22 protein-coding genes and 1 pseudogene are annotated in these 25,780 nt (G+C 66.7%); 8 read left to right on the top strand and 15 right to left on the bottom strand.

The genetic code is table 11. The features are described 5' to 3' along the window. Nucleotides 1-82: 82 nt before the first annotated feature. The 8 genes from ABD292_RS25145 to ABD292_RS25110 form a co-directional block, all read right to left on the bottom strand. The gene (locus tag ABD292_RS25145; protein ID WP_344211273.1) at nucleotides 83-1,369 is read right to left on the bottom strand and encodes a leucine-rich repeat domain-containing protein; all 1,287 of its coding nucleotides are present in this window, start codon (nucleotides 1,367-1,369) and stop codon (nucleotides 83-85) included. A 770-nt stretch (nucleotides 1,370-2,139) separates the two neighbouring features. Continuing rightward, nucleotides 2,140-2,970 carry a WD40 repeat domain-containing protein gene (locus ABD292_RS49030; protein WP_425565163.1) on the bottom strand — a complete coding sequence of 277 codons (831 nt, stop codon included), beginning with the start codon at nucleotides 2,968-2,970 and terminating at the stop codon, nucleotides 2,140-2,142. Then, entirely contained in the window at nucleotides 2,882-3,280 is a 399-nt protein-coding gene (locus ABD292_RS25135; protein ID WP_344211270.1) for a WD40 repeat domain-containing protein, read from the bottom strand. Before ABD292_RS25135 ends, ABD292_RS49030 begins: the two co-directional genes overlap by 89 nt. A gap of 219 nt (nucleotides 3,281-3,499) precedes the next feature. After that, nucleotides 3,500-3,688, bottom strand: a complete 189-nt coding sequence (locus tag ABD292_RS25130) for a GntR family transcriptional regulator (protein WP_344211653.1) — start codon at nucleotides 3,686-3,688, stop codon at nucleotides 3,500-3,502. 20 nt (nucleotides 3,689-3,708) lie between these two features. Continuing rightward, nucleotides 3,709-5,016: an McrC family protein gene (locus tag ABD292_RS25125; protein WP_344211268.1), complete on the bottom strand. Its 1,308-nt coding sequence runs from the start codon at nucleotides 5,014-5,016 to the stop codon at nucleotides 3,709-3,711. Next, nucleotides 5,013-7,457: an McrB family protein gene (locus ABD292_RS25120; RefSeq protein ID WP_344211266.1), complete on the bottom strand. Its 2,445-nt coding sequence runs from the start codon at nucleotides 7,455-7,457 to the stop codon at nucleotides 5,013-5,015. The genes ABD292_RS25125 and ABD292_RS25120 overlap by 4 nt, the downstream gene beginning before the upstream one ends. A gap of 98 nt (nucleotides 7,458-7,555) precedes the next feature. Then, nucleotides 7,556-7,834 (bottom strand): hypothetical protein, encoded by a 279-nt coding sequence (locus tag ABD292_RS25115; protein ID WP_344211264.1) that lies wholly within the window; start codon nucleotides 7,832-7,834, stop codon nucleotides 7,556-7,558. Between the two features lie 434 nt (nucleotides 7,835-8,268). After that, complete coding sequence (locus tag ABD292_RS25110; RefSeq protein ID WP_344211262.1) at nucleotides 8,269-8,520, bottom strand: GntR family transcriptional regulator; 252 nt, start codon at nucleotides 8,518-8,520, stop codon at nucleotides 8,269-8,271. 85 nt (nucleotides 8,521-8,605) lie between these two features. On the opposite strand from ABD292_RS25110, the gene ABD292_RS25105 reads away from it, so the two are divergent. Next, complete coding sequence (locus tag ABD292_RS25105; protein WP_344211260.1) at nucleotides 8,606-8,824, top strand: hypothetical protein; 219 nt, start codon at nucleotides 8,606-8,608, stop codon at nucleotides 8,822-8,824. Between the two features lie 293 nt (nucleotides 8,825-9,117). Here the strand turns inward: ABD292_RS25105 and ABD292_RS25100 are convergent, their stop codons facing one another. Next, nucleotides 9,118-9,672: a nucleoside/nucleotide kinase family protein gene (locus tag ABD292_RS25100; protein ID WP_344211258.1), complete on the bottom strand. Its 555-nt coding sequence runs from the start codon at nucleotides 9,670-9,672 to the stop codon at nucleotides 9,118-9,120. A gap of 411 nt (nucleotides 9,673-10,083) precedes the next feature. Between ABD292_RS25100 and ABD292_RS25095 the strand changes: the two genes are divergently transcribed. Together ABD292_RS25095 and ABD292_RS25090 are read left to right on the top strand one after the other, a co-directional pair. Further along, a complete protein-coding gene (locus ABD292_RS25095; RefSeq protein WP_344211256.1) occupies nucleotides 10,084-10,629 on the top strand; it encodes an ATP-binding protein in 546 nt (181 codons plus the stop codon). A gap of 68 nt (nucleotides 10,630-10,697) precedes the next feature. Then, nucleotides 10,698-10,976 carry a hypothetical protein gene (locus tag ABD292_RS25090; protein ID WP_344211254.1) on the top strand — a complete coding sequence of 93 codons (279 nt, stop codon included), beginning with the start codon at nucleotides 10,698-10,700 and terminating at the stop codon, nucleotides 10,974-10,976. Between the two features lie 65 nt (nucleotides 10,977-11,041). On the opposite strand, the gene ABD292_RS25085 is transcribed toward ABD292_RS25090, so the two are convergent. Both ABD292_RS25085 and ABD292_RS25080 read right to left on the bottom strand, forming a co-directional pair. Next, nucleotides 11,042-12,874 (bottom strand): S9 family peptidase, encoded by a 1,833-nt coding sequence (locus ABD292_RS25085; RefSeq protein WP_344211252.1) that lies wholly within the window; start codon nucleotides 12,872-12,874, stop codon nucleotides 11,042-11,044. 16 nt (nucleotides 12,875-12,890) lie between these two features. After that, the gene (locus ABD292_RS25080; protein ID WP_344211250.1) at nucleotides 12,891-13,892 is read right to left on the bottom strand and encodes a helix-turn-helix transcriptional regulator; all 1,002 of its coding nucleotides are present in this window, start codon (nucleotides 13,890-13,892) and stop codon (nucleotides 12,891-12,893) included. Nucleotides 13,893-14,214: 322 nt separating this feature from the next. Between ABD292_RS25080 and ABD292_RS25075 the strand changes: the two genes are divergently transcribed. From ABD292_RS25075 to ABD292_RS25065, 3 genes are all read left to right on the top strand, one after another. Further along, nucleotides 14,215-15,171 (top strand): AfsR/SARP family transcriptional regulator, encoded by a 957-nt coding sequence (locus ABD292_RS25075; RefSeq protein WP_344211248.1) that lies wholly within the window; start codon nucleotides 14,215-14,217, stop codon nucleotides 15,169-15,171. Nucleotides 15,172-16,074: 903 nt separating this feature from the next. Continuing rightward, nucleotides 16,075-17,025 carry a hypothetical protein gene (locus ABD292_RS25070; protein WP_344211246.1) on the top strand — a complete coding sequence of 317 codons (951 nt, stop codon included), beginning with the start codon at nucleotides 16,075-16,077 and terminating at the stop codon, nucleotides 17,023-17,025. Nucleotides 17,026-17,062: 37 nt separating this feature from the next. Next, nucleotides 17,063-17,401 (top strand): hypothetical protein, encoded by a 339-nt coding sequence (locus ABD292_RS25065; RefSeq protein WP_344211244.1) that lies wholly within the window; start codon nucleotides 17,063-17,065, stop codon nucleotides 17,399-17,401. Between the two features lie 345 nt (nucleotides 17,402-17,746). Here the strand turns inward: ABD292_RS25065 and ABD292_RS25060 are convergent, their stop codons facing one another. Next, nucleotides 17,747-18,514, bottom strand: coding sequence for an NPP1 family protein (locus ABD292_RS25060; RefSeq protein ID WP_344211242.1), 768 nt, complete (start codon nucleotides 18,512-18,514; stop codon nucleotides 17,747-17,749). A 1,031-nt stretch (nucleotides 18,515-19,545) separates the two neighbouring features. On the opposite strand from ABD292_RS25060, the gene ABD292_RS25055 reads away from it, so the two are divergent. Both ABD292_RS25055 and ABD292_RS25050 read left to right on the top strand, forming a co-directional pair. Then, nucleotides 19,546-20,403 carry a hypothetical protein gene (locus ABD292_RS25055; RefSeq protein ID WP_344211240.1) on the top strand — a complete coding sequence of 286 codons (858 nt, stop codon included), beginning with the start codon at nucleotides 19,546-19,548 and terminating at the stop codon, nucleotides 20,401-20,403. Nucleotides 20,404-20,742: 339 nt separating this feature from the next. After that, nucleotides 20,743-21,722, top strand: a pseudogene (locus tag ABD292_RS25050) (IS5 family transposase). 22 nt (nucleotides 21,723-21,744) lie between these two features. Here ABD292_RS25050 and ABD292_RS25045 read toward each other — a convergent pair. The 3 genes from ABD292_RS25045 to ABD292_RS25035 are packed head-to-tail and all read right to left on the bottom strand — an operon-like array spanning nucleotide 21,745 to nucleotide 25,777. Then, the gene (locus ABD292_RS25045) at nucleotides 21,745-22,698 is read right to left on the bottom strand and encodes a C40 family peptidase (RefSeq protein ID WP_344211238.1); all 954 of its coding nucleotides are present in this window, start codon (nucleotides 22,696-22,698) and stop codon (nucleotides 21,745-21,747) included. After that, nucleotides 22,698-23,615: a replication-relaxation family protein gene (locus ABD292_RS25040; protein ID WP_344211236.1), complete on the bottom strand. Its 918-nt coding sequence runs from the start codon at nucleotides 23,613-23,615 to the stop codon at nucleotides 22,698-22,700. Before ABD292_RS25040 ends, ABD292_RS25045 begins: the two co-directional genes overlap by 1 nt. Continuing rightward, the gene (locus tag ABD292_RS25035) at nucleotides 23,612-25,777 is read right to left on the bottom strand and encodes a type IV secretory system conjugative DNA transfer family protein (protein ID WP_486348468.1); all 2,166 of its coding nucleotides are present in this window, start codon (nucleotides 25,775-25,777) and stop codon (nucleotides 23,612-23,614) included. The genes ABD292_RS25040 and ABD292_RS25035 overlap by 4 nt, the downstream gene beginning before the upstream one ends. Between the last annotated feature and the right edge of the window lie 3 nt (nucleotides 25,778-25,780).

The raw sequence follows: 25,780 nt of genomic DNA, 5'->3' as shown, positions 1-25,780 counted from the left end.
CCCGCCGCTTCACCTTGTCGCGACGGGTGGTCTTCTCTCGCAGCCTGAAGACCGTCGGCCAGACGACAGTTTCCGAGGGACCTCAGCTCCGCACGAGCACGCCCCGGGCCTTCAGCTTGAGGATGAGCTCGTGCGGCAGCGCGGGACAGTCGCGCACCCGGACCTCCTTGAGCGACGGGAGGGCCGCGACCTGGCCCAGGTCGCGCAGCTGGCGGCAGGGGCCGAGGTCCAGCGTGTGCAGGGCGGGCAGGTCGAGCTCGCCCTCGCCGAAGGTGCGCAGGGTGTCGATGTAGACCAGGCTGAGCTCCTCCAGGTGGTGCAGCCCGGAGAACGGGGTGAGGTCGGTGAGCTGGTTCAGGCCCTGGACGGTCAGCTCGCGCAGGGCGGGCATGCGGGCGAGCGCGGAGAAGTCGCGCAGGTCGGTCGCGTAGATCAGGGAGACCCTCGCCAGCGACGGGTGGCCCTCGAGCCCGTCGAGCGAGGCGAGCTGCTGGGGGCCCTGGATGGTCACCGAAGTCAGCGCGGGCAGCCGTGACAGCGGACGCAGGTCGGGCAGCGGGGCGTGCGGCAGGCCGAGAACCGTCAGCCGGGGGTGGTGGCCGAGGCCGTCCAGGCTCTTCAGGCCGGTGCAGCCGTAGAGCCCGAGCTTCTCGAGTGCGGGCATGGCGGCGATGCCGTCGAGGTCGATGAGACGGGGGCAGTCCAGAGCCAGCTCGGTGACGGAGTCGAGGTCGCACAGCCCTGTAAGGCTGGTGATCCCGAGGTGCGCAAGGTTCAGCTGGGTCAGCGTCGGCAGCCCCGACAGGCCACTGACGTCGTTGACGGACCGGCAGTAGGTCAGGTCGAGCCGGCGCAGGTGGCGCAAGCCGAGCAGCGGGGAGAGGCCGGCCACCCCGCGGCAGCGGGCGATGCGGAGGTTCGTCAGCCCGGCGAGCGCGGACAGCGGTCCGAGGTCGCTGACGTTTCCGCAGTCGTCCAGCTCCAGCTCGCGCAGCCCGGTCAGCGCGGCCACCTCGGACAGGTCCGTCAGCTTCTTGCACTCATCCAGGGCGAGGGTGTCGAGCATGGTCAGATGGCGCAGCCCAGTGAGCGAGTCGCGCCTGCTCAGGCGCAGCTCCGTGCGGCCCTCGGCGATGAAGGCGGGGGCGAGCACGCGCTCGGCGAAGCCATCCGGATCGAGCGCCCGGTGCCAGAGATTGACCAGGTCGTCCGAGGTCCGCCGCGCGATCTCGGCGTAGTCGGCGGCCAGGTCGAGCGCCTGGGCGTTGCGGGAGCGCAGCACGAGTTGCCGGACGGCCGTCCAGGCCTTGGCCGGGGACGCCTTCGGTAACTGGGAGCGCAGGGCGTTCACATCAGGTGGCTGGCTCATGCCCGGAAACAATAGGGGGCAGAGCCGACGCTTTCGGGTCAGAACGAGAACCGGGCGCTCTGAGCGGCGGATGGGCGGCCTGGAGCTGGGCGGCAGGCCCAGGAGGTGCGGCTCGCGGCGGGCGGGGCGATGATCTGGACGCCGATCGCAGCGCCGTGGAGTGGGTGGCCGCGGGGCGGTGAGCGCGGGTCGGCCGCGCATGTTTCAGGCGCCGGTGGCTGGGGCGTAGGTGATGTTTGTCCAGGCGTTGCGCAGCAGGCCGCGCCCGCCCCAGCGGTCGGCCTTGGGCGGTAAGGCGGCCAGCGTGGGCATGGCGAGGGTGTCCGCCTGGCCTAGCCACTGGCCGGCGAGAGCAGGCGATATCCAGGCTCGACGCCTCCCCGGCGCGCGGGGTTGCACGGGGGCGCCTCGTTGCGCCCGTGGACGTCGTGGCAGGGCCAAACGACCGCACCCTGCTCGTCACGCCTTCCCTCGTTCGGCTCGCTTGCTGGGCACCCGGTCCGAATCACATACTGCGACGGTCGAGGAACGAGGACACCTTCGTATCCCAGGTTCAACGACGACTCGGAGAACGCACTCTCAGGGCATGGTGCTTGCGGTCATGACGATGATCTTGCGGCTTGCGCAGATGACGAGGTGCCCGGCCGGGGCGATGGCGACGGCGGTGACGGGTTCGGAGAACTGCTGGTCGGGGCCGATCTGTTTGTCGGTGGTGAGGTCCCACCCTTTGACGGTGTCGCGGACGCTGGTGACGGCGATGGGGCGGCCGTCTATGAGGGCGGCCGCCAGGTTTTCGGCATCGTGAACAGGTAGTTCGCCGGTGGGCGGGCCGGTGGTGGCGTTCCAGGTCTTGACCGGTTCATTGGGGCGGGTGCTGGTGGTGATGGCGATGATGTTGCCGTAGTGGGTTGTGGTGAGGGCGTTTTTGCGGATCGGCTTGCCGTGGTAGTAGCCGGTGGGGTGGGGGCGGTGTTCTGGTTGGTGTTCAGGTCGTGGACGCGCAGGGCGCCGCGATAGGTGCCACTGATCGCCAGGGGGCGCCCGTCGCAGCCGGTGGTGGTGGCTAGGGCTTGGGCCCAGCGGCGGTAGCGGGTGGCGGGAGTTGGGTGCCGGTAGTCGGGTCCCAGCGGTGGATGACCTTGTCGGAGTCGGCGGTGACGATGAAGGGCTGGCCGTTGAGGACGGCGGTGGTGTGGTGGATCCGGAGTAGGTGATGGCGTTGGTCTGTTGCCCGGTGGCGGGGTCCCAGGTGCGGATGGTGTTGTCGGAGCCGAGGCTGTGCACGATGAGCCGCTCGTCCATGATGGCGGCAGTGACCTGATTGACGGTCCGGTGTGGCCGGTCAGCGGGTCGCCGACCGGTTCGCCGGTCTCCACGTCCCACACGCGGATCGTGGCGTCGGCGACTGCGGTGATGGCGACCTGCCGGCCGTTCAGAATTGCGGTGGTCACCGCCTTGATGACGCCCGTGGCGGCCGTGGTCACGTCCCATACTCGTATGGCCCCGTCGTCGCTACAGGTGACGGCGATCGGGTGGTCGTTGAGTTGGGTGGTAACGACCTTCCATACCGTGTTGGTGTGGCCGGTGAGGGGTTCGCCGATCTGGCGGTCGGTGGTGAGGTTCCCACATCCGTACGGTGTTGTCGTTGCTGCAGGTGATGGCGATGGGCTGGCCGTTGAGTTCGGTGACGGCCACCGAACAGACCGAGTTGGTGTGGCCGGTGAGGGGTTCGCCGATCTGGCGGCCGGTGGTCAGGTCCCACCCCCGCACCATCTGATCCTCGCCGCCGATGATGGCGGCGGCATGGCCGTTGAGTTCCGTGGTGGCCACCGCGTACATAAGGCCGGTGTGGCCGATCTCCGGTCGTATGGTCTGGGTGTACGGCGCCGGCCGTCGCTGCTTCGCGTCCATCGCACATTCCAGGCGGCGCAGCCGGTGTCCTGAGGTAGAGGCTGGATCGACATGATCGGCAGCGTAGCCACCGGCGCTGACAGTGTGATCAGGCTCGGCCCGGACGGCGGGCCCGATGCGCCGGCTGAGCCGCTAGTGACTGCCAGCTTCCGGGCGGAAAGAACCCCCGAACTCCTGGGTGCGGGGGTGTCTGCCGTGCGTCTCTCGGCGGTACGCCTTTCAGCTCTCGCCGGATTTGGCGTTGCCCGACGAGTCGACGAAGCTGCCCAGGTTGGGCACCGTGTAAAGCAGATCCTTCTCACGAAGCTGGCGGATCGCCTTACGGATGGTGTCACGGGCGACGCCGAACTTCTGGACGAGCCGAACTTCCGAAAGGAGGTATTTTGGCGCGTATTCCGGGGTGTTGATATTGTCCCCGATCTCTTGCGCTAACGAGTAATCTGCGGCGCAGGCTTCCCAGAGGTCACTGCTGTGCGGATCCCGGCGAGAGCAGGCATGAGTTGAGGTGTTCCCAGGGCGGCGATGAGGCTGGGGACGTTTAGGCCGAGCGCAGTGATCTGCGCTGCCGTGGAACCGTCATATCGGCGGAGGATGACCTCCTCGGGAGTGGTGTCGCGGTCGCTGGCGTAGAGGATGTACGCGGTCGGGGTCTCGTTCGAGCCCACGCGGCTGAGTGCCGTCGCGTAGGCGAAGCTCTGGTACAGGTCGGCGGGCTTGATCTTGCGGTCGGTGTAGAGCTTGTATTTAACGTCCACCGGTCGGCGCCAGGCCGTTTGCCCGTGTCCTCGGGTCAGCTGGATGTCGGGCATGATGGTTGTGTAGCGCCGTCCGTCCCGGTAGGCGACGCTCTCCTTGAGCGCGGGCTGGGTCCGGACGGCGATGCCCGTGCCGTGGAAGGCCTCCTCCAGTAGCCGAGTCACGAAGGCCTCGAACAGAGAGTTCAGATCCAGGAGGAATGCTTGCCCGCTGGGGCCGCTCGTCTCGTACAAGTCAGCGAGACCGCCATGCCCGAGCAGGAGCGACGCCCAGCGGTGGGCTTGGCGGTAATGCTCGTTGTGCCGGTGATAGGTGAGCGTCTGTGCGGCCAGTTGGTGGTCCACGACGGCAGTTGGGCAGAGATCGGAGAACTCGGTGGCCGCTCGCCGTGCCCGGGCGCGGATGGTCTCGTCGGCGCTGGTCCGGGCAGCCAGGTTCAGGGCTGCCGCGCATAGTTGATTGTCGAGGATGTTGGCGTCGAATTCGTCAAAGCGGCATTCGAGTCGATCAAGCTGTCCGAAGCGGCGCAGGAGCTGCCGGTCATGGAGCAGTCGGCCCCGGAGCGCGGGGAGGGAATCCTCGCGTCGTACGTAGTCGCGACGCAGGCCGTGCCGGAGAAGTGCTTCGCATTCGATGGTCAGTAACAGGCACACAAGGTCGCGTAGGTGGGGACCCGTACCAGGGAGATCCCGGGTCGTTTCCAGGTGGTGCAGGGCCGGCAAGCCGCTGGCGTAGTCGAGCATCCGTAGGACGGCCAGTTCACGCCCGACCAGCTTGGGCTTGATGTGGATGGACGCGCAGTCCAGGGAGACCACCCCGACATGGGAACTTGCGGTGATCTCCAGGTCGCCGTCGGCGAGCCAGCGAAGCTCCACCCGTTTGCGCAGCTCCGGCGAGAAGGCTAGATCACGGTCGGCCGGGCTAGGCCGTAGACCAGGGACCCGGATGGTCTGGTATTCGTCCACTTCAATGATCGTCATTGCTGGCTCGCGTCAACCTGAAGTTCGGCGTACAGCGCGTCGAGCAGCTCTTCATCGTTGAGGTCGTGGAGGCGGTGGCCCATGACGTCGACGATGTCGGCGCCCAGGAAACGGGCCAGCATGGAGAAGTCGTCGTAGGCGTACTCCTGCAGGAGCGGAAATATCTCATCGCGGATCACCGCGCCCAGTACGGCCTCGTCGTTGATCGGGGAGCCGTCAGTCAGGAAGAAGGAGTGACCGATCTGGCGTTCGCGGCCGAGTTCGCGGAGTACTCGAAGGTTGAGCTCGCGTAGCAGGTCGGCCAGGTGGACCTTGCCGACGTGAAAGCCTTCCAGCACACCGGTGTCCGGCAGGAGTTCGACGAAGGAGAAACGGCGGCGCAAAGCTGAGTCGAGGAGGCGGATGCTGCGGTCGGCGGTGTTCATGGTGCCCAGAACGTACACGTTGGGCGGGACGCGGAACTCCTGGCCGCTCTGTGGGAGGACGAGAGTCAGCCCGCGTTTGTCTCGTTCGAGCAGGGTGATCAGCTCGCCGAAGATCTTCGGCATGTCGCCGCGGTTGACCTCGTCGATCAACAACAAGTACGGGTTGCCAGGGTCTTGCCCGGCAGCTAGGCAGATGCGTTTGAAGACGCCGTTCACCAGCGACAGCCGCAGCCCGGTGGTGCCGTCATCGACGGGCCGGAACCCTTCGATGAAGTCCTCGTATCCGTAGGCGGGATGGAAGGTGACCTGGGTGAGATGAGCGGCGGCACGTCCCTCCCGTGAGCCGAGCCGCTCTAGGGCCGCCCGGAATTCATCGCTGCCATAGTCGGTGTCGGCGGCGGACAGGCCCTGACCGAGACGGGTTGACAGCCACCATACGGAGAACCGCAGGCTGGTGTAGGTTTTGCCCGTGCCGGGCGGGCCGTACAGGACGGCTTGGCCCTTGCGCTCCAGTGCATCGGCCAGCTTGGTCAGATATGGATCTTCGATGGTGATCGGGATCGGAGGTGCCGTTGGTTCGATCTTGGGGGCAGTCTTGTCGTTGGACATGATGATCCGCCACAGTCGCTGCGGGACGTCCGCGACGGTGGCCATGCCCCAGCGTTTCTCCGGCTGAGGCAGGGTCTGAGCGTAGGAGGTGTCCCAGTCAACCGTCACTGTGTGGTGCTGCTCCGCACGCTCGTCGTTCCACACATAGCCAGGGTCGGTTACGGTGCCCAATCCGAGAACCTCGTGAATGCCACGGTTGGCGATGATCCGATCGCCCGGCTTCAACTGCGTGAGCCGCCACAGTTCACGAGCCTTCGCGGTCGTCTTGCTCTGGTTGCCATACTCCTTGGCGTAGGCGGCGCGGAAGGCCTCCATGAACTCCTCTTCCGAGGTGAAGCCCGTGAGATCGCCGATCTCGTCCCAGCCGACGCAGATGTAGCCGCCTGCCAGGCACTCCTCCCAGTGCATGCCCTTTTCACCGGGGGAGATCTTCACCATCTCGAAGCTCTGCCGAGGGTCGGACCACGAGTAGAGGAAACGGGCGACCTCCGTGGTGTGCCAGCCGGCGAACAGGCCCGTGTCATCGATGGTCTTCTTCAGCAGTTCGATAGCGGCGAAGCGGCCGAGCTGCTGAGGATCGTGATCGGACAGCATCCTGATGAAGTGGTGAACGTGGTCCTTGCCGAAGATCGGCAGGAATTGGTGAGGAAAATAGACATAACACGCCTTGGCGGCGACTGAGGCACCTGACCGGAGAGCGTCGATCTCGTCGACCGCTTGCAGGTTGCCCGCCTCGACCGCGTCGAACGCATCCACGAATCCCTGACGTACGGCTGCCCATGCAGCACGCTCATCGGAGTACGCGGCATCGTGATACCAGGTCTTGTCCTTTTTGAAGAAGATCAGATGCTTACGGGCACTGCCGCCGCTGATGCTGCCGATCGCCCGCGTACCGAACTCCAGGCGGTAACAGAAGGCGTTCTTGTGGTCCTGTCCGCCCAGCGCGTACCGTTCTAGCGGCATGGATGCCCAGCCGTCTCGGGGAAAGTCCCGTTGCGTCCGCTCGATGTCGTCCTTGGCCTGCGTGACGCGGTCGGCGACAGACGTCCGGTCGAACTGCGCGAGGGCCGCGTCGAGCGGCATGATCCGAGTCCCTGAGATCGGTTTCAACAGGCAGCTCTCGCAGGTGTTAGTAACCGGAGCCCCTTGGCCGTTGAGGAGCCCCGCCTTCACCGCGAACGCGCGGCGCGACTGTCTGTCCGCACTGGGCGCGGAATCGATGAGGCGGCGCCAGGTCAGACCGTCGGGATCATCGTAGAAGCGCCAGGTTTCCTGTGCCCCGCCCTCAAGGTGGGTGCAGTCCTCCAGATGATGTAGGGCATAGCCTCGGCCCGAGCAGATGACACGACCGTTGGATGGGACGAGCTCGTAGTTCCGGCCTTCGTAGTGGATGATCTGCTCGGTCATGATGCTCCTGGTAGGGCAGCGACGCGGTGATTGACGTGAGTCGAGGGATCGCCCTGCTTGTGCGCAGCCTTGGCAAGATTAGATGCAGCCTCGGCGGCCTACCGCTGGCAGAACAGCGCCCTGCTATTCCTGGTCGGATCGCTCCAATGCTCCAGGAGGCGGAGCGAGGTGGCAGTGATGTTCGGGTGCTCGCGCAGGCGCCAACCATTGGCCTTGCGCCGGATCGCATTGATGAAGTGGTTCTGCTTGATCCGGTTGCCGGTCGGTCCAAGCTCTGGAAGGTCGAGCTCGGCTAGGGCATTGCCCTTCTGCGTCTTGGCGACGGGGACGAAGAAGAAATTCGTGCGACGGCCTTCCGCTGGGGCTCCGTGGGCCATTGAACTTGAAGTGCCTGCTCGGTGGGAAGCAGGGTGAGTTGATGAGCGGGTTCTCGATGACACGGTCCGTCACTCGCCGCCTCCGTAGCGATCAATGCATACGTGTTACCAGGCTAGCGGCGTGCTCCGAAGCATCGCCACGGGATGGCGATCTTGTTATCAATGTGAACTGTCAATCCCCTGGAAGCGTGGAGACGGGCTTACCACCAGAACCCGCGGGGGAGAGAACCCCATCATCCGATCGCAACCCGACCCGGAGCGCAGGGCCGCCAGCCCCGAGCGCCGGAAGCGGGGCGGCAGCCTTCGGGCAGCTCAACGCATCGATCTGATGATCCATTTGTCCGATGTCCGTTAGTTTTAGAGCTCGTGCGGGTCAAGTCGTTGTTGGCGATCCGCCTGCTCGCCTCATGCAGCCTGCTCGGGCGTTGGGGCGTTCAGCTGCGTGCAGGTTCGGTGTCAGAAGGTGGGCTGACGAAGCTGCCCATGTGCGGGATGGTGTAGAGGAGGCCCTCTTCGCGGAGGGCGCGTACCGCTTTGCGGGCAGTGTCGCGAGCGATGCCGAATTCCTGGACGAGTGAGAGCTCGGAGACCAGGTACTTGGGCGGATAGGTGCCGGACTGGATGCGCTGACGAATGACGTCTGCCACCTGCTGCCACTTCGGCCGGTCGGGCTCGAACTCGAACATGGGTCAACGGTAGAAAACCGGCCCGGTCGCCCCACGCTCGCCTACGTCGATAGACGTGGGTATACATAGCCTGTACGGTGACTGTATGTCAGCACGCGGCTATGACCTCGACATACTTCGCGCGGCGTTCCCGGCCTGGTCGCTGTTCTGTAGCGACGCGGGCGTCTTCTACGCGACCCGGCGCGGTGTCCATCTCCGGGATGCCGACATCGACAAGGGTCTGTGGCAGACCGTCAGTGCAGACGACGCGGAGGTCTTCGTGTCGCTGCTTCGGGATCAGACTCAGATGGCGGTGAGGTTGTGAGTGTCGGCCCGCCCCCGCACTTCAAGCATCACGGCCCCCATGTGCCGGCTGACCGAGTGGGGGCGGTACGAGTGGAGTGGTCGCCGATCCTGCCTCGGGCTGACCGGCTGCGGATCCGCGACCATTCGTGCTCGTGTAGGTACCCGATGTTCGAGTTCTGCACGTCCGGGGGTCTGTGGTTCGTCCGGTGCCACCCGGCCAGGGACCCCGCGGGCATCCTGGAGAGCGCGTGGATGCCCGCTCGCGCCGCACAAAGGCTGTGGGGGCAGATCCTCAGTGGCGAGGCGCAGTGACTACGGAGTGCTCGCGCGCTGGTTGAAGAAGGCGCCGGCAGTCTGCTGGGCGATCTCTTGCGGGGTGGCCAGATCGGTGTGGAAGCGGCGGTGGAACAGATCGCTGTCGTTGGTGTGCACGTCAGCCAGCGTTTCGTCCCATGCTTGGAGGCGATTGGTGGTGTCGCTGTCGCCACGCTGGCGGGAGCGCTGCTCACAGACCTGGCGGGGGGTCCAGAGCAGTACGACGAGCCACGGCGCGGACTGGATCAGGCGGCGGATGTTGGCGATGTTGCCCAGGTGGACGATCGGCACCTGCCCGGCTGCGGTGAGCCGGTCGATGTGGTGGCGGTCGATGGCGTAGTTGTTGCCGTAGCGGTGAGTTTCGATCAACAGCCGCCCGGCGGCCCGGAGCTGGGTGAGTTCCTCGGCGCTGACGAACTCATACTCGGTGCCGCGCCGGTTCCCTACCTTGAGCTTGCGTACCAGGGCGAACCTCGGGTCGACTTCGCCGAGGGCGACGGTGGTGGCGCTCTTGCCGCTGGCGGGTGGCCCGTACAGTACGACGCCCATCATGTGAGGATCCGTTTCAGGGTCTCGCGCGTCTTGTCGGCGAGGCTGATCGCGGCGCTGAGGCGGTTGTCGACGGTGATGTGCTCGGTCGGTGGGCTGGTGTCGGTGTTGAGGCCGCTGACGTACGTCTGCCAGTTGACAGTTTCCAGGCATCACGAGCCGCTCCTGCGGAACTCGATGTACTCGCGCATCGACTCAGGATCACAGCGCACCCACACCACGCGGGGGCAGAGGCCAGGGCCCGACGAGCTCCCGGAGCACCCGGTATGAGCACCGGTCCGGTCACTGGAGGTGCTCGCCTCAGGAGACGGGTACGCCGCGGGTGACGTGCTGGGCCACCGCACCGCTATGGATCTTCCTGAGCGGCCCCGCACGTACTGGATGACTTGACCCTTCACATGAAGTCGAGCGCTCATGGGGCCGGTCGTGTCCGCCCGGGTGCGACGGCCACCGACGACAGGAGGAACGCCGCGAATGATCGAAATACCGTACACACCGAAACGATGGGAATGGATGCGCTCGTCCGACCGCATGGATTGGCGAGCTGTGTTCCCGGGTGAACACGATCAGGTGGCTCGAGTGCGGCGCGTGGTCGAGGCGCTGTTCGATGGGACGGGCCGTGCGGACGATGCCGCACTCATCGTCTCCGAGCTCTCGACGAACGCCCTGCTGCACACCCGGTCCGGCCTCGCCGGAGGCTGGTTCGGGGTAGAAGTCCACCTCCCGGAGAACGGCCCGGCCTACCTCGGCGTCTGTGACCTTGGGGGAGCAGGCAGACCGCTGTTCGACCGTCGACCGACTGACGGGAAGCTGACGGTAGGCGGGTTCGGGCTCGCGATCGTCAGGGATCTCGTCGTGAAGCTCTCCCAAATCGGGACCCCGGCGACCGGGCACACGGTCTGGGTCCACCTCGACCTGGAAGCCAAGAACGTCGAGCGAACGGGAGCCGGAGCGGGATGAGGGGTCGGCCTGCTGCTATCAGGCCGACCTCGTCGTACCGAGAGATCTGACACGAAGAGGGGTGAACTTTGAGCACCATGGACTTCGGGACCGTCCTCAACAGGCTCTACCCGTGGTACGACGGTGACGTACGCGCGCAGCTGTTCGCGCTGATGTGCGACGTGGCCTTCGTCTACGCGAGCAGCGACGAGATCGGCGACTTCAACCTCAGCCTCGACTGCGTCCTGGAAGGCATCGAAGAGAACGTCCGCGAGATGCGGGTGGAGTACCACCTCGGCCCGCTGTCCCTGCTCCTGCCCGCGGCCAGGCGGCTGAGACTCAACGACGGTGCGGACGGTGACGTCTGAAAACGGGATCGCGTGATCGACGGTGCCCGTCCGGTTCTCGGACGGGCACCTGTCTCGTTAGGCCGTCACCCCACACTGAGCGCTTCGGGATTGTCGGCACCGACGGTGATGAGGTGGGCATAGAGGAAGGCGCTGATGGCCTCGTACGCCTTGAGCTCGTTGGCGCGGTTGGTGAAGCCGTGGCCCTCGTCGGGATAGATGTCGTAGCGGACTTCGACGCCGCGTTCGCACAGCCGGGAGACGATCTGGTCGGACTCGGCCTGGGGGACGCGAGGGTCATGGGCGCCCTGGATGACGAACAGGGGGGCGGTGATGCCGTCGGCGTGCGTGACGGGGCTGCGCTCAAGGAGCTGTTCGGCGCAGGTGTCAGGGTCGCCGAGGACGGTCGCGACGAAGGTCTTCCAGGTGGGGGGTGACGCCTTGGCGAGGGTTACGAGGTTGCTGGGACCGCAGATGGAGACGCCCGCGGCCCACGAGTAGGGCAGGCGGGCCAGGCAGGACAGGGCGGCGAATCCGCCGTAGGACGCTCCCATGACGGCTAGGCGGCTGGTGTCGGCCCAGTCGAGAGTCTGCAGGTACCGGATGCCGTGGTCCAGGTCGTCGAGGTCGATGCCGCCCCAGTCGCGGTAGATGAGCTTCTGGTGGGCGGTGCCGTACCCGGTCGAGCCGGCGGCGTTGGGAGCCAGGATGGCGATCCCCTGGTGGAGAAGGTGCTGGTAGAGGCCCGAGCGGGCGTAGATGGGGCGTTCCTGGGCTTCCGGGCCACCATGGACGGACAGCACGACCGGGTGCGGTCCTGGGCCGTCCGGCCGGTAGAGCAAGGCATGGACGTCGCGCCCGTCGCGGGCCGGGTAGGTGATCAGTTCGGGGACGATCGGGCTGATGACGCGCAGGGCCGCGGGGCGAGTGTCTGTGAGGTAGCGGAAGTCGTGGTGGGCCAGGTCCAGGACCGCGAGTTCGGCCGGCCGCGCCGCCGAGTCGATCAGGAGGACCGCGAAGGAGGCGTCCGGCGCCAGGGACAGCGCCGAGATGACGCCAGGTGGGATCTCAGGAAGCGGAAGCGGGGAGCCGTCGCGTTCGCCGTGCAGGCGAGAACGGCCGCCCTCGTTGACGGACCAGATGCGTACGCCTCCGGCGACGTCGAGCGTTTCGACGTCCCAGTTCGGAGCGGCGATCGCGTGCAGGGCCTTGGCTTCGAGGTCGTAGAAGGCGGCGGCGGTGAACTCGCTCCAATGGTCGGTGAGCAGGTGGAAGCCGCTGGAGTCCGGAGCCCAAGCACCGGGTTCGAAGACACCCTCGCCGAGGGCGGACGTCACACAGACGGGCTTGGCGTCCGAGTCGTCCAGATCGGTGAGGTAGACAGCGATGTCGGTGTTCGAACGGAAGCCGGTCGACAGGAGCCAGCGGCCGTCGGGGGAGAGGCTGACAGCCTCGAACGCGACCCCTTCGGGCGGCGTGAAGCGGCGGAGCTCGCCGGTCGTCAGGTCATGGACGATGAGGTCCTGGGCGGCGGGATCGCGGTCGTTGGCGGTGTAGGCCAGGAAACGACCGGTGGGGTCGAACGGCGACTCGGCCAAGATGCGTTGGCAGTCCGGCCCTGAGCTGACTTCGCTCGGTTCGCCTTCCTGCAGAGCGACCATGTAGATGCGGAACTGCTCGTCCCCGTTCTCATCAGCGGTGAAGACGAGCTGGCTGCCGGAGGGTGTCCAGGCGAACTGCCGTACCGTCCGGTTGTCGAAACCCGTCACCCGGCGCGGTTCGCCGCCGGCTACGGGGACGACCCAAAGGTCGTAGTGGCCGGAGGCGTGGCTGGAGTAGGCGACCAATCGGCCATCAGGAGACAGCGCAAGGGTGCGCTGGAATCGCTGCTGAGGTACGAAGTCCAGGTATCCGAGCATGTGACAGCCTCTCGAGTCAGTCGATCCAGCCGCGGCGTACCGCTGCGGCTCCTGCGGCGAAGCGGGTCTCCACGCCCAGCTCGTCGCGGATGGCGGTCCAGTGTCTGCGCATGGTGTTGACGCTGATGTCCATCCGCCGGGCGATCGCCTCGTCGGACAGTCCTTGGGTGAGCAGCTGCAGCACCTGCGCCTGTGCCGGCGTGAGCGGCCCGGCGGCCTTCGTACTACCGAACGGGATCGCCTTCTCCCACAGCAGCTCGAAATACTCCCGCAGGGCGCCGACGATGACCGGCGAGCGTACGAGCAATGCCCCGCCCATCCCCGTGGGCGTGAGCGGAAGGAGCGCGACCGCCTCGTCCGCGAGCTTCATCTTCATCCCGATGCGGGGCAGCAGCCGCGCCTGCTCACCGGCGGCCACCGCAGCCTCGATCGTCTTCGCGCCGATCGGATGCTCCGCGCAGCGGACCTCGTAGATGGCGCGGCACTGCACCTGGCCCTCGAACACCGGCAGCGGCGCGTACCCCGTGCTGTCCTCGACGGGCGCCTCCAAAACATAGTTGTCCAGAGTGAGCCAGTCGTGCCGAGCCGCGTTGATGAGCGCGTACGACAGGCGGCTGATCTCGTCCCGATCGGTGACGATCTGAACGAGCCTTTCCATCCCAGAGCCCGAAGACGACGCCGCGGACGTCTGATGGAAGTCGCTCAGTCGCTTGTGCCCGGCCAGCAGCCGCTCTTGATCGTTGACGAGACGGCGCGAGAGCTCCGACAGAACGCCCTGCAGCGCGAGCTCGGGCGGCGCGGGCACGAGACGCGGTGGCAGCAGGGGACCGTCCGGCCGAAGATGCGCCATCCCGCGGGCGGTCAGTTCCGCCACCTGCTCAGCGCTTCCCAGCAGGGAAGCGGCGTCGCTCTCCGGGCAACCGTCTTCCGCGAGCAGTTTGGAGTACGACGCGAAGATCTCCTCCGACACAACGCCCGCCAGTAGGCGCTGTGCATTGATCTGATTCTGCCCGTCCACTGACACCCCCCTGGACAGAGGGTAGTGGCTTCGATGCTTACGGTGATGCTCCTTTGTGGGCCGTGTCGAGGGTGAGTGGTTCCGCGCGATGGTGGGTTTTCACCACCGCGTTCTGGGCCCCGTAGCCCCGCTGGGCGAGGCGTTTCCGTGACTCTGGACGTCCTGCCCCTGGTCAGTAAGCGCCGTGAAGAGTTTCAGGCTCTCAGATCCGATGCCGTGCGCGATCTGATCAGTGCGAACGCTCAAGAGCGGCAAGGGAGGCAGCATGCGGCGGCAGTTCGTTAGAGAGACGGCGAGGGCACTGGCCGGACGATCGTGGGCCATGCGGAGCCTGGCCGGGCTCCTGGTGATGTTCGGCCCGTTCGACTCGCGCGGCCGTACGGCGCAGCAACCCGCCGACGTCGGCCCTGAGGCAGCGGCGCTTCCCGCGCTCGTAGGCCCACATGGTGCCCCGACGGTGCTTTCTCTCGCTGAAGCTCCCGCGTCGGAACCGGTCACCACGTCCACCAGGTCAACGGCCGTCCTGCACAACCCGGCAGCTGACCGGCGTGGCCTGATCCGCCTTGTGGGCCAGTGCGTCATCGAGGGGCGAAACCGTACGGCGGGCGGGTGGGGAACCGACACCTGGGCCCTCCTCGGCCTGCTCGCCGAGCACCGCTCCTCTCTGCTCACCAAGGGCGCGGCCGGCGACAAGATCTGGCCGGAGGCCGAGGCCCCGCATGACCGGTTCGCCGGCCTGCTCAAGGCGACGCGGGCCAAGATGTGCGAGGCGCTCGGGATGCCCGGCAACTACGGGCGGATCGTCATCCAGTTCATGGGCAGCACCGGATACCGGATCAACCCCGACCTCTACACCTGCGACGTCTGGCAAATCCGTGACCTCCTCACCGCCGCGGCGCGGGCCAAGGGCCCGGAGAAGGTTGCAGCGCTGATCGCCGCCGCGGACCTCTACACCGGCCCATACCTCCCCGACGTTCCGCATGGCTGGGCGCGGAACGCGGCGGACGCTCTCAACCGTGCCGTCGTCCAAGCCCTCGCCCAGCTCGCCGATCTGGAGGAGCAGCCCGAAGCCGAGATTGTTTACCTCGAACGCGCCACTGAACTCGACGGCGTCGCCGAACATCTGTACCGCCGGCGAATGGAGGTCTACGCCCGCCTCGGCAGGTTCCAAGCCATTCACTACTGCTATGACGAAATCCGCGAACGGCTGCGTGCTCGAGGTAGAAAACCGTCCTCGCAAACAGAGCGGCTCTATCGCGGTGTTACTGGCTTCGTGTGAGCAGCTGAGCTGTCGGAATGGCTCTCGTCGATGACTTGACGACAGGCGCCGAGGTGGGTCCTTATATAACCGTGCGTACGCGCACGCACAATAGAAAGGGGGTGCGCCCATGCGTTTATTACAGGTTGAACCGGAAGGGTCGCCGAGGTAAGTAATTTCGGTGGCTCTGGTGCCCCTCACTGCCGGTGCCAGTGAGGGGCATAGGCATCCGGGGGCGAAGAACGCCTCGCAGTGGCGTGCATGCCGCAGCACGCGGCTGCGAGGCGCCCTGCGGAGTGGCCACCTGACCTGGCGTGCACCAGGCCACGCCGGCCTTCACGAGAAGTGGGACCAACCGGCTGCTATCCGGTTGGTCCCACCCCCTCAGAGTACGGGCAAGCTCACCGTGAGGAGCCCGGCTTCCGGAGGCGGGAAGCCCTCGTTGCGCGAACTTTGCGCTCTGTCGCTCGGGCCGCCGGTCGGTGTGCCGATCGCCCTACCGTTCGGGCCGCCGCCTTGACAGGTACCCCCGCACCGGCGAGCGCGCGCAGGTGGATGGGGCCACGCGGGCTACCGGCGGCTCGCCCGACTCGCCTTACGAGTCGAATACTCGCCATGAAGCGAACCCTGATTGTTCTGATCCCATCAATGAATACCCTATCGCTCCGCTCAACAACTCGTAAGTCCAACGATTCCTGTTCGGCTCTTTGCGTTGCCCGATGAGCTGCAAGGCCCTAACCGATTGGGGTGTGAGAATCGGCGGTGATTCATTGCCTGGCCGGGCGGTCGCGAGTCATTTATTTTTACCTGCGCTCGTCCGGATCGGCTTGCTTCGCATTCGGGGTCGAGAAATAGTCGTCATGTACGAACGAATTGGCCCCCAGGATAATTCCGGGGTCGCATCCCAGGTCAAGGAGAAAAGAAATGACGACGAACACGCTGGCCGAGAAGGCCGACACCTCGGCCGAATTTCGACCCGAAGGCACGGCGGCCAAGGTGTGGGAGGCGCTGACCGCCACCCCGGCCGCATCCGTCACGATGATCGCCGAGGCGGCCGGTGTCTCGCGACCGACCGCGACCAAGGCACTGACGGCGTTCGCCGAGGCAGGCCGCGCCATCCGCACCCCCGGCGGGCGTTCCGAGGAAGGCCGCGCCCTGCCGGACACGTGGTCTCCGATCCTCGCCGACGATGCGCGTGATCAGGATGGCGACGTCCCTCCAGACACGACCGCTGACGCCGCCGTAACAGCAGACGAGAGCAACGAGCCGCCGACGGATCCGGAAGCCTCCGACGCCACCACTGAGGACGCCCCGGCACCCACCATGTCTCTCACGGACGCCATGCGCATCCTCGAACAGGAGGCCGACCGTCGCGCGGCGGCCGAGGCCGAGCTGGCCCGTGCCCAGGCTGAGGAGGAAGCCCGCCGCCAGCAGGCCGCTGAGACTTTGGCCAAGGCCCGCACGATCGAAGACACGCGCCGCGCCCTGACCGACTTGCTCAACGCCGTGACCACCACGTACGCAGCCCTGCTGTCTGATGACGACACGGCGTTCAGCACCGGCCTGGAGGCCATCTACAGCGGTACGGCAGACGTACGAAAGGCCACCCGCACTACTCAGCCCAAGACCACCACCGGGTGGGGTTCCTCGCGGGATGGGGACCGTAGCGCACCCCGGCCACTGCGCCCGGACGTCGTCGCTCACCTGACGAAGTACCCCGACCTGACGTTCACCGCTAACGAGATCGCGAAGGTGCTCGGCCGTTCCTCTGGGGCGGTCGCCAACGCTCTGGACACCCTCGCCCGTAACGGCGAGGCCGAGCTCGTCAGCGAGCGCCCCAACCGCTTCCGCGCGACCAAGCCCCAGAACGCCTAGCCAGGGCCCCAACGTCCCTGGTACGAGAGGAGAAACCATGTCCGACGAGATGTTCACCCTCCTGGGGTGGGCATGGGATGTAGACCTGGCCACCCGCCTGGCCCGACGCCATCCAGTACGCCCGGCTGCTATCCGGACGTTGACCGGCGTCAAGGACCTCATCCGCATCGACCCCAAGCATGCCGCGACGGTCGACCTGACCAAGCCCATTCTGGTCGTCCCTCTTCCATGCGCGCTGCCACCCGGCAATCGCCTGGTGATCGACGGCTGGCACCGCATACACCGCGCCCTCGACCTGGGAATGGAGAAGCTGCCCGCGATCCTCCTGGACCCGGCTGACGAACGCAGATGCCGCCTACGCGGCGGCGACATCTGACACGGCGAATGAGGGCGGGCGGGTCAGCCACAGCTGACCCGCCCGCCCTCATTCGTACACAGCGTGTCTCGGCTAATGATCGGAGCCGCTGTTCGGACAGGGCGGCCTCGGGACTGAGCGCGTCTGTTGATTAGGTGTTGCAGCCCGCGAGCAGCATATGAGCTGAGCAGTGGGTCGGTGGTCAGTTTCGCGGGTACGGCCAACTTGGTGGGCGTGCAAGACCTCAGCGCCCTCCGCCTTCCAGATGGCCTGCATGATCGATGACGTGACAGCCGAGTTTGCGTGCAGCCCGCCGCGACCTCAAGAAGGAGGTGGGACGGAATCCCGCCTCTTATCTGCCCGTGGTCAGGCGTGGGGATTGAACGTGATGCCCTGCGGCTTTGCCTTTTCGAGGTGCACAGCGAAGGCGCCATCCTTGAGCCCGAAAAGTGCGCTACCGAAGTCGGCCTGAACCAGCCTGTCGCGGATCCCGGCCGGATAGCCGTTCCAGCCCACCAAACTGGGGAACTGCCATGCTCGGAGGTGATTCTCCGGGGGCTCGTCGTTGACCCTCGCGGGCCGGAAGGCGTGCGTGCCTGCCCCATCCTTGTGATAGACGATCTTGGGATGGGTTCCAGCCCACTGGATCTGGCTGCGGCGGTAGACGTTGAACTTTCCGTGAGCCGAGGTTGAGACGAACAAGGCCTGGCCGTTCCTGACCCACACCACGACGTGTTCCCAGTCATGGCGGTGCCCGAAGGCGATGTTGGCCTGATCCTTCTCGAAGTAGAGGGCGTAAATGATTGCGCACCAGCCGTTGTTGCACTTGTAGCGGGCATAGCCATTGGTGTTGCGCAGATCCCAGCGATCACGGCACTGGCCGTTCGAGGCGCCGCCGAGGTCCAGGCCTGGAGCTACCGTCCCATCGCGGCCGATCGCCGGAGTGGGGTAGCAGCCGTCCTTGTCGTAGTCGTACGCAGGCTGAAAGCTCCACGCCAACCGATCGACCTTGGACGATAGTGCCTGAGGCGGAGCCGCCAGCGCGCCACCTGCAGAGGCACTGATCACAGCGAGAGCCACGGTTGGAGCGAGATAGAGCCTGTGGAGCTTCGATAAGACTCGACGGTCGGGCACGGAGATTCCTTTCGATGGGAGGTGACGATGTGTCGGAAGGCTGAACGCGCCTGACCGTTCACCAGACAGAGCCGGTGGAACAGGGGAAACGGGAAACCGGAATTCCTGAGCCCGCTCACCTGCGGCTTCCGGACCGAACAGGGCTTGGTCCCTGCTTCGGGTCAGGGACGCTTGCCCAGGCCGGCACACTGCCGCGGGTCGGGTTTGAGATCAACCGAGCGCATCCAACCGACGCCGTTCGCGCTGTCACGGGGATCAGGTAGCGCGACCGCCTGATAGACGGCTCCGTCGGAGCCTCTCTGATTGGGAAGGGGGAGGAGACGAACTCTGTCGCCGACTCCCTTGAACTTGACCGGCTCGCCGCCACCTATCTCCGCGTAGACGGGTGAAGACGCGACAGCTACGAGACTGCATTGCAGGGTGCTGGTAGCTGGAGGTGAAGCCGGCGCAGGTGTGGACCGCGATGATGCCGATGGGAACCAAACCGGTAGTAGCGCGATCACGCCCAGCGCAACGAGAGCGATAAGGAACAGGAACCCAACCCAAGTCCTTATACGCAGCTTTCCCCGCATAACGCCGCGAATCCGACGGCGAACCTCGGGTGTGGGCGGCGGCTCCTCCCCTAAGGGGGGTGCCACTGGGCGAGGTGAGGTACGAGGAAATTGTCCGTTTGTGTGACTAGTGGCCCGGCGTGTCGCGCCTTCCGCCTTCTGGCGGATTTCCAGGAACCTTCCATGTCCTACGACAGGGATTCCGGCCCCCGTAAGCATTGTGATCATGGTTCCTTCTCGTGGGATTTGTGTCCCAGCGAGATATGCGCCTAAGGAAGTGTCCGATATTCCGAGCTTCCTGGCTTGGGCGTCCTGAGTCGGTAGACCTGTGCGCTGCGCCAGCTCCTTGATCGCCTTCTGTAGCTCTGTGGCTTCTGCTGACATGGCGTCTCTTCCTGTTTCCTGTTTGCTCGCTCGCATACCTGCAGGTCGCTCCGATCCGGAGTTCCGGATTCCTGTTGCATCTCTGAACCGGACAAGATGCCCGCCATCCTTCCGGATGTCGCAGCCCTTCCGGAGGCAAATCAACAGAAAGGAACGTTTGCTGTGTCATTTCGAACACGTTCGACTTCACTGATTCGGACGACAAGCGCTTTCCTTGTCGTCTTCATCGCTCTCGATGTCACGCAAGGAGTAGCCGTAGCATCAGATGACAACACAGTCACACTTCATGAAATCCACCGAGCGGTTGCATCGGACTCCACCGAGCCGCAAGCGGTACCGCTATCCCTCAAAATTCCTTCGGAAGGTGGGAGGCTGCTCTCGCTCGAACAAGGCGTTGGCGCAGCGCCAAAGGTGGGTCTGTACCTTCCGGCGACGGGTAGCCCAAAAACAGTGGGATCTACCGCGCTCTATGCGGCGAGAGGAACGAACGAAGCTAAGATCGCCGTCCAGTCGGTGCCAGGCGGTGTTCGCACGCTCGTCAACATCGACAGCGCCGCTGCACCGGAGCGGTACGAGTTCCGACTGAACGGAGACATCGCTCGCCTCGTCCTCAACGCCGACGGGTCAGTGGCCGCCTACGACAGAAAGAGCCTGCTCATAGGCGGCTTCGCCAAGCCCTGGGCACGAGATGCACTCGGCCGCGCTGTGCCGACACGGTACGAGACAATGGGAACGACCCTCGTACAGGTGGTGGAGCACCGAGGTGACACCTATACCTACGGCATCACAGCTGATCCTCTGTGGCTCGGTCTGGCCATCCGCGCCTGCATCGCGGTCCGGTGCTACAGGTGGTGGCCAAAACGGGTAGCCCGTGAATTCCAGTACGGCCACATCACGCCGGCGGTGAAGGCACTGCTACGGGCGTGGTTCTGCAAGGAAACCTTCATCTGCTGACCCACTCGCCACGGAGCGAGCGGAAGAGGGGCTACGTGGATCTGAGACGCCTCGATGGTTCGGGCAGGCAACGCAGGTGTTCGCTTCGGCTCGGTAGCTGCCCATGACCGCAAGGGGCCCAAACCCTGCTCGGGTGCGGGCCCCTCTGCATTGCTCAGGACCTGCTTGAGGGTGTCATGGCCCCTTACTCAATCGATCACAGCGACGCCGAACCTCATCTGTGGCGAAGTCTTCAGCAGGACGTCGCTCGACCTTCTGAAGGTGACCTAGAGCCTGTACGGAGTTGAGATCAGTGAGATCGCCTGCGCCGCAGTCGGCGATCCTGGTAGGCCATCGGGCATGGCGCGTGGAGAACTCACCGACGAGGAATGGGCTCTGGTCGAGCCTCACCTGCCATTGGGCGAGCGGGGCCCGATCCCGAACCTGCGGCAGCAGTCCAACGCGGTGATGTGGCGGTTTCGCACCGGCAGCCCGTGGCGGGACCTGCCGCCCGAGTACGGGCCCTGGTCCACCACCTACGACCGGTTCCGCGCCTGGGCGCTGGCCGGCGTGTTCGAGCGGCTGATGCAGGCGATGATCGCCGAAGCCGCTGCTCGCGGCCAGGCCGACCTCGACCTGGTCAGCGTGGACTCCACCACCGCTCGCGCGCACCACCATGCCGCCGGGATGGTCTTGGACGGTGAGCTGGCAGCAGCGCTCGAAGAAGCCACCGAACGGGAAAAGGGGCTGCGTCAAAGGGGCAAAACGCCCGCGACGGCGCCCTCGGCGACGACGGGGACGGCCGACGACGGCTGCGCCGCCGGCACCGGTTCCGGCTGACCGCTGCCGGGCTAGGCCGCTCGCGGGGCGGGCTGAGCAGCAAGGTGCATCTTGCGGCCGACCTTCGCTGCCGCCCGCTGGCCTTCGTCCTGACCCCGGGCCAAGCCGGAGACAGCCCACAGTTCCGCGCTGTGCTGGAGCGCATCAAGATCCGCCTGCCCGTCGGCCGTCCGCGCACCAGGCCGGGAGCAGTGGCCGCCGACAAGGCGTACTCCTCCCGCGGCAACCGCGCCTACCTGCGCCGGCGCGGGATCAAGACCGTCATCCCGGAGAAGACCGACCAGGCGGCCAACCGCAAGAAACAGGGCTCTCGCGGCGGCCGGCCGGTCGCCCATGATGCCGAGCTCTACAAGCAGCGCAACACGGCGGAACGGTGCATCAACCGCATGAAGGAGTGGCGTGGGCTGGCCTTCCGGTTCGACAAGACGTCCGACAGCTATTTGGCCGGCCTCCACCTACGTGGAGCCGTCTTATGGATTCGAAGCCTCCGACCGGCCTGAAGATCCGAACTTCGTACAGGCTCTAGGGCCCGTGAGTATCCGGACGGGCATAGCCAACGATGTCCTGACGGCCGATGTAGCGGCTAACGCGGACGCGTAGGCCGGTGCGAGGAGCCTCGATCATGTTGTCTGCGTCGAGGACGAGACCGACGTGTCCAGGGCGGCCGGGGCCTCCGCCCGAGCCCTGGAAGAACACGAGATCGCCAGGTGCCTGGCGTCCGGGCGGAACACGGGGGATGGCCTGCCACTGTTCCTCGGCGGTACGAGGCAGGGCGATTCCGGCTTGGTTCCAGGCGTAACGGACGAGCCCAGAGCAGTCGAAGCCCGTCACCTTCGCGCCCAGTCCTATCCCTGTGGTGGGGCCATCGAGGCCGCCCCCTCCGTAGGAGTAGGGAGTACCGAGCCAACGGGACGCCGCCGCCACCGCAGCCGAGCCGCGTCCCGACCCGCTGACGAGGAGGGGCGGGCAGGCTGTGGCGTAGGAGTCGGCGATGCGCAGGACCCTGGCGACGTAGGCGGAATCGTGGTTGTAGCGCAGGAGGGCCTGGTCGAGGCGGGCCGGTGCGCCGCTGTGGCGGAGGTAGCTGGCTGCGGCGGGGATGGCGTCGGCGGGGTCGTAGATGTCTTTGGTGCCGTCCGCGTTGCCGTCCACGCCGAAGGACTGCCAGGTGGCCGGCATGAACTGCATGGGTCCTGCTGCTCCGGCGGGGTTGGTGCCGGTGGTGACGCCAGGCCCGATGCCTCGGCCGTGGTCGGATTCGGCCTTGCCGACCGCAGCCAGGACGGTCCACGGGATGCCGTGGCGGGCGGCGGCCTGCTGGTAGAGCTCAAAGTAGTGGGGCGGGATATCGGTGGGCGCGGACGTACCGCAGGAAACGCTCGGAGCGTCGTAACCAGGTAGCACGGTCGCGATGACGCTGAGAAGGACGGCGATCAGGGCGAGCGCCCCGATCGCCGTGGCCGTGACGATCGGCATTACGCGGGGACGTGGTTGGGGCCGGTGGCATCGGTGGGGCCCCACGCGCCCCGTAGGGCGATCAGGCGGCGGCGGGGGCCGGTTGATCCGGCTGGTAGCCATACGGGCCCGGCGGGGCCGTCCGGGACCGTCGCGGGTGTGTGGACGGCCGTGGCGACGGGCACGTCGGGGGCCATCAGAACCTTGCGGAAGTTGGCTTCGCGGGTGGGGTTCGGGAGCCAGAAGAGCACGGGCGTGCTGATGCCGGTTGCTTCGGCCAAGGCGGCGTACCCATCGAGTTTGGCCAGGACGCGGGACAGCGGCTCGGTGCCGGTGTCATGTTCCAGAAAGAAGTCGATGGTGTCCGGCTGGCCGGTCGAGGAGGGCTCGGTCCAGCGGCCGAAGGCGTCCGGCCGGGCGAGGTCGCCCCACAGGGTGGTGCACCGGCGTTCGGGCCACCATTCGGCGACTTCGGATCCGTCAGCTCTGCGGCGGGCCGTGGCGTGGAGCTGGGCGAAGAACTCGTTCACGCCTGTCTGGTGAAGCAGCCGGGAGGAGAAGGCGATCGCGCCGGCCGAATCGGGGCGGTAGCGGAGCTCAGCGGGAGTGATGCCGCGCTGGGCGGCCAGGTGGTGGGCCCCGGCGGTGCCGAGGATCCAGTGCCAGGGGCGGCTCCCGGTAGGGGCCCAAGGTCGGAAGCGGTCCAGGACGCGTAGTTCGTAGAGGTCCAGGAGGCGGTGGCGGGCGCGGTGGATGCTGGGGAAGAAGATGGCGGTGAGCTGGTCGGTGGTGAGGACGCGGTGCTCCCAGACGGCGTCGAGGATCTCGGCGTCTCGCGGGGTGAGGCGTTCGGCGAGGCCGGCGACGAGGGCCTGACCGACGCGGGCGCGCGGGTGCCGGGAAGGAAGCAGGCGGCGGGGTGAGTTCGGCCGGGTCATGGAGTGCCCTCCTCGTGGGTTCGGCGTGGGTCGGTCGGGATGCGGAGCTTCGGCTTGGTCGCCGCGGCGGTCTCGGGACGGGCGAACGCCGCACGGGAGGCGGCCCGGACGGCTGCCTGACGGCCAGGGATGGGATCAGGGAGGGGACGGGTGCGGAAGGTGAACGCCGGTGATGGACCTCCCGCGCCGGTCATGATCCGTCCGGCCGCCTGGTACGCGCCCAGATGGGACAGGTCGTGTGCCGTGAGTACGGGGCCGACGTGGCGGGCGAGGTCGTGGGCGTCTTCCGGCGAGGCGGTGAAGTAGACCTTGTTGCGCGCGTCGGCGGAGACGGCTTCGCGGAGGTCTCTGGGGAGCTGGGACAGGTGCTGGTGGGCGAGCGTGAGCGAGAACCGGTAGGCGCGTGCCTCGGCCAGGAGGTCGCTGACGGAGATGGGCATGTTGAGGAAGTTCTGGGCCTCGTCGATGTAGGCGGCGGCATCCCGGCGTTCGTGCTCCGGCGTACGGACCCGCGGAGTGATGGCCTGCCAGGTGTGAGCCAGCAGGAGCGAGCCGAAGAGACGCGCGGCGTCCTCACCGAGGACGCCCTTGGGGAGTCGGGCGAGGACCAGGCCGCCGGTGTCCAAGGTGCGGGCCAGGTCGAAGGTGGAGGCCCCGCCCGACAGGGCGTCGCGGACGAACGGGCGCAGGAGGACGGCGCGGAGCTTGTTCATGACGGGGCTGATTACCGAGGCGCGGGCGGCGGGTGACAGCTCGTCGTACGCGGACCAGAAGCCGCGCAGCAGCTCATCGTCGAGCTTGCCGACGATCCGGGCCCGGAACGGGGTGTCCGTGAGGAGCTTGGGTACGTCGGCGAGGGTCGCGCGGTTGCGCTGGGTCCGTACGAGGGTGAGGCAGGCCGAGCGCATGAGGTCGTCCAGCCGCGGACCCCATGACGAGGCGAAGCAGCGGTGAAAGATGGTGACGATCGAGTCGACGGCGAACGCCGGGTCCGGTCCGGCGAGGACGTTGAAGCAGGGCGGATTGCCGGGTTCGGCAGGGTCGAAGAGGACCGTCCGTTTGATGGCGCGTTCGGGTAGGCGGTCGAGTACGTCGTCGATCAGGTCGCCTTTGGGATCGATGACGAGGACGCCTCGGCCGGCGTGGGCGTCGGAGAGGATGAGGTTAGCCAGGAAGGTGGACTTGCCGACACCGGTCTGGCCGAGGACATGCAGGTGCTGGCGTGCCGAGGCCACGGTGACCCCCACAGGGCGCGGGTGCCCGGTCTCGGCGTCACCCAGGACGCGGACGTCCTGGCCGTACGTGGGGACGTCGGGTGCGGGCGGGATGGGCCGGGCTCCGGCTCGGGCGATGCCGGGGGCGGCCTGGTCGTAGGGCAGGTGGGCGAGCGCGGCCAACTCGTCGACGGCCAGCAGGTAGCCGGAGTTCATGCGGCGGTTCGACATGCGACCGGGGAAGTCGAGGCCGCGCAGGCGGCGCAAGTACTGGTGGCCGGAGGCGTAGAGCGCGAAGGTGGCGGCGATCTCGTGGGCGCGGCCACGGAGCCGGTCCCGAGCGTCAGGCCGATCACTCGTGACGGCGTACGAGATCTGGACCGCGAAGCGCGGCTGGTTGGCCTTTGCGAGGACGGCCCGGATTTCCTCGGCACGCTCTGGGAACAACCGCGACAGCTCGCCGGGCCGATCGCGGCGCAGACCGCCGGGAGTGACGACGTCGAACAGGTCAGCCCGGAAGCTGCTGGACCTCCCGTTCCGCAACCCTGAAGCGGCGCGGTGAGCGGCTGACAGCCGCCGCCCCGTCACTGGACGGACCAGGACCTGGACGGCGGCGTGCTCACCTTGCCGCAACCCCGACAGCGCGCCGAGGAGCGCGCGCAGCGGATCGTTGCGGTGCGCAGTAGTGAGCGGGTAGTGGTCGGGCCGAGCCAGAACCATCCGGCCCCGGGAAGCCGTGGCACCGCGCGGCATAGGCGGACCGGCCGGGCGAGTGGTCACAGCCGCGCCCGGCCAGGCCGACCGAATCGCCTTCTCCACCAGCCCAGGCGGTACGAGCCCCGGCACCCACAACTGCACCCGAACACCGGCGGCATCGGCCACGTACTCCCAAGCCACATGAGGCTGGCCGAGCAGAAGGCGCTTCCAGCGCGGCGCGGTCAGCCCCATCAC

Source organism: Nonomuraea bangladeshensis (genome assembly GCF_039529455.1).
Taxonomy (GTDB): Bacteria; Actinomycetota; Actinomycetes; order Streptosporangiales; family Streptosporangiaceae; genus Nonomuraea; species Nonomuraea bangladeshensis.
The sequence above is the reverse complement of the archived record's forward strand: the minus strand, read 5'-3'. Positions and strand labels throughout refer to the sequence as shown.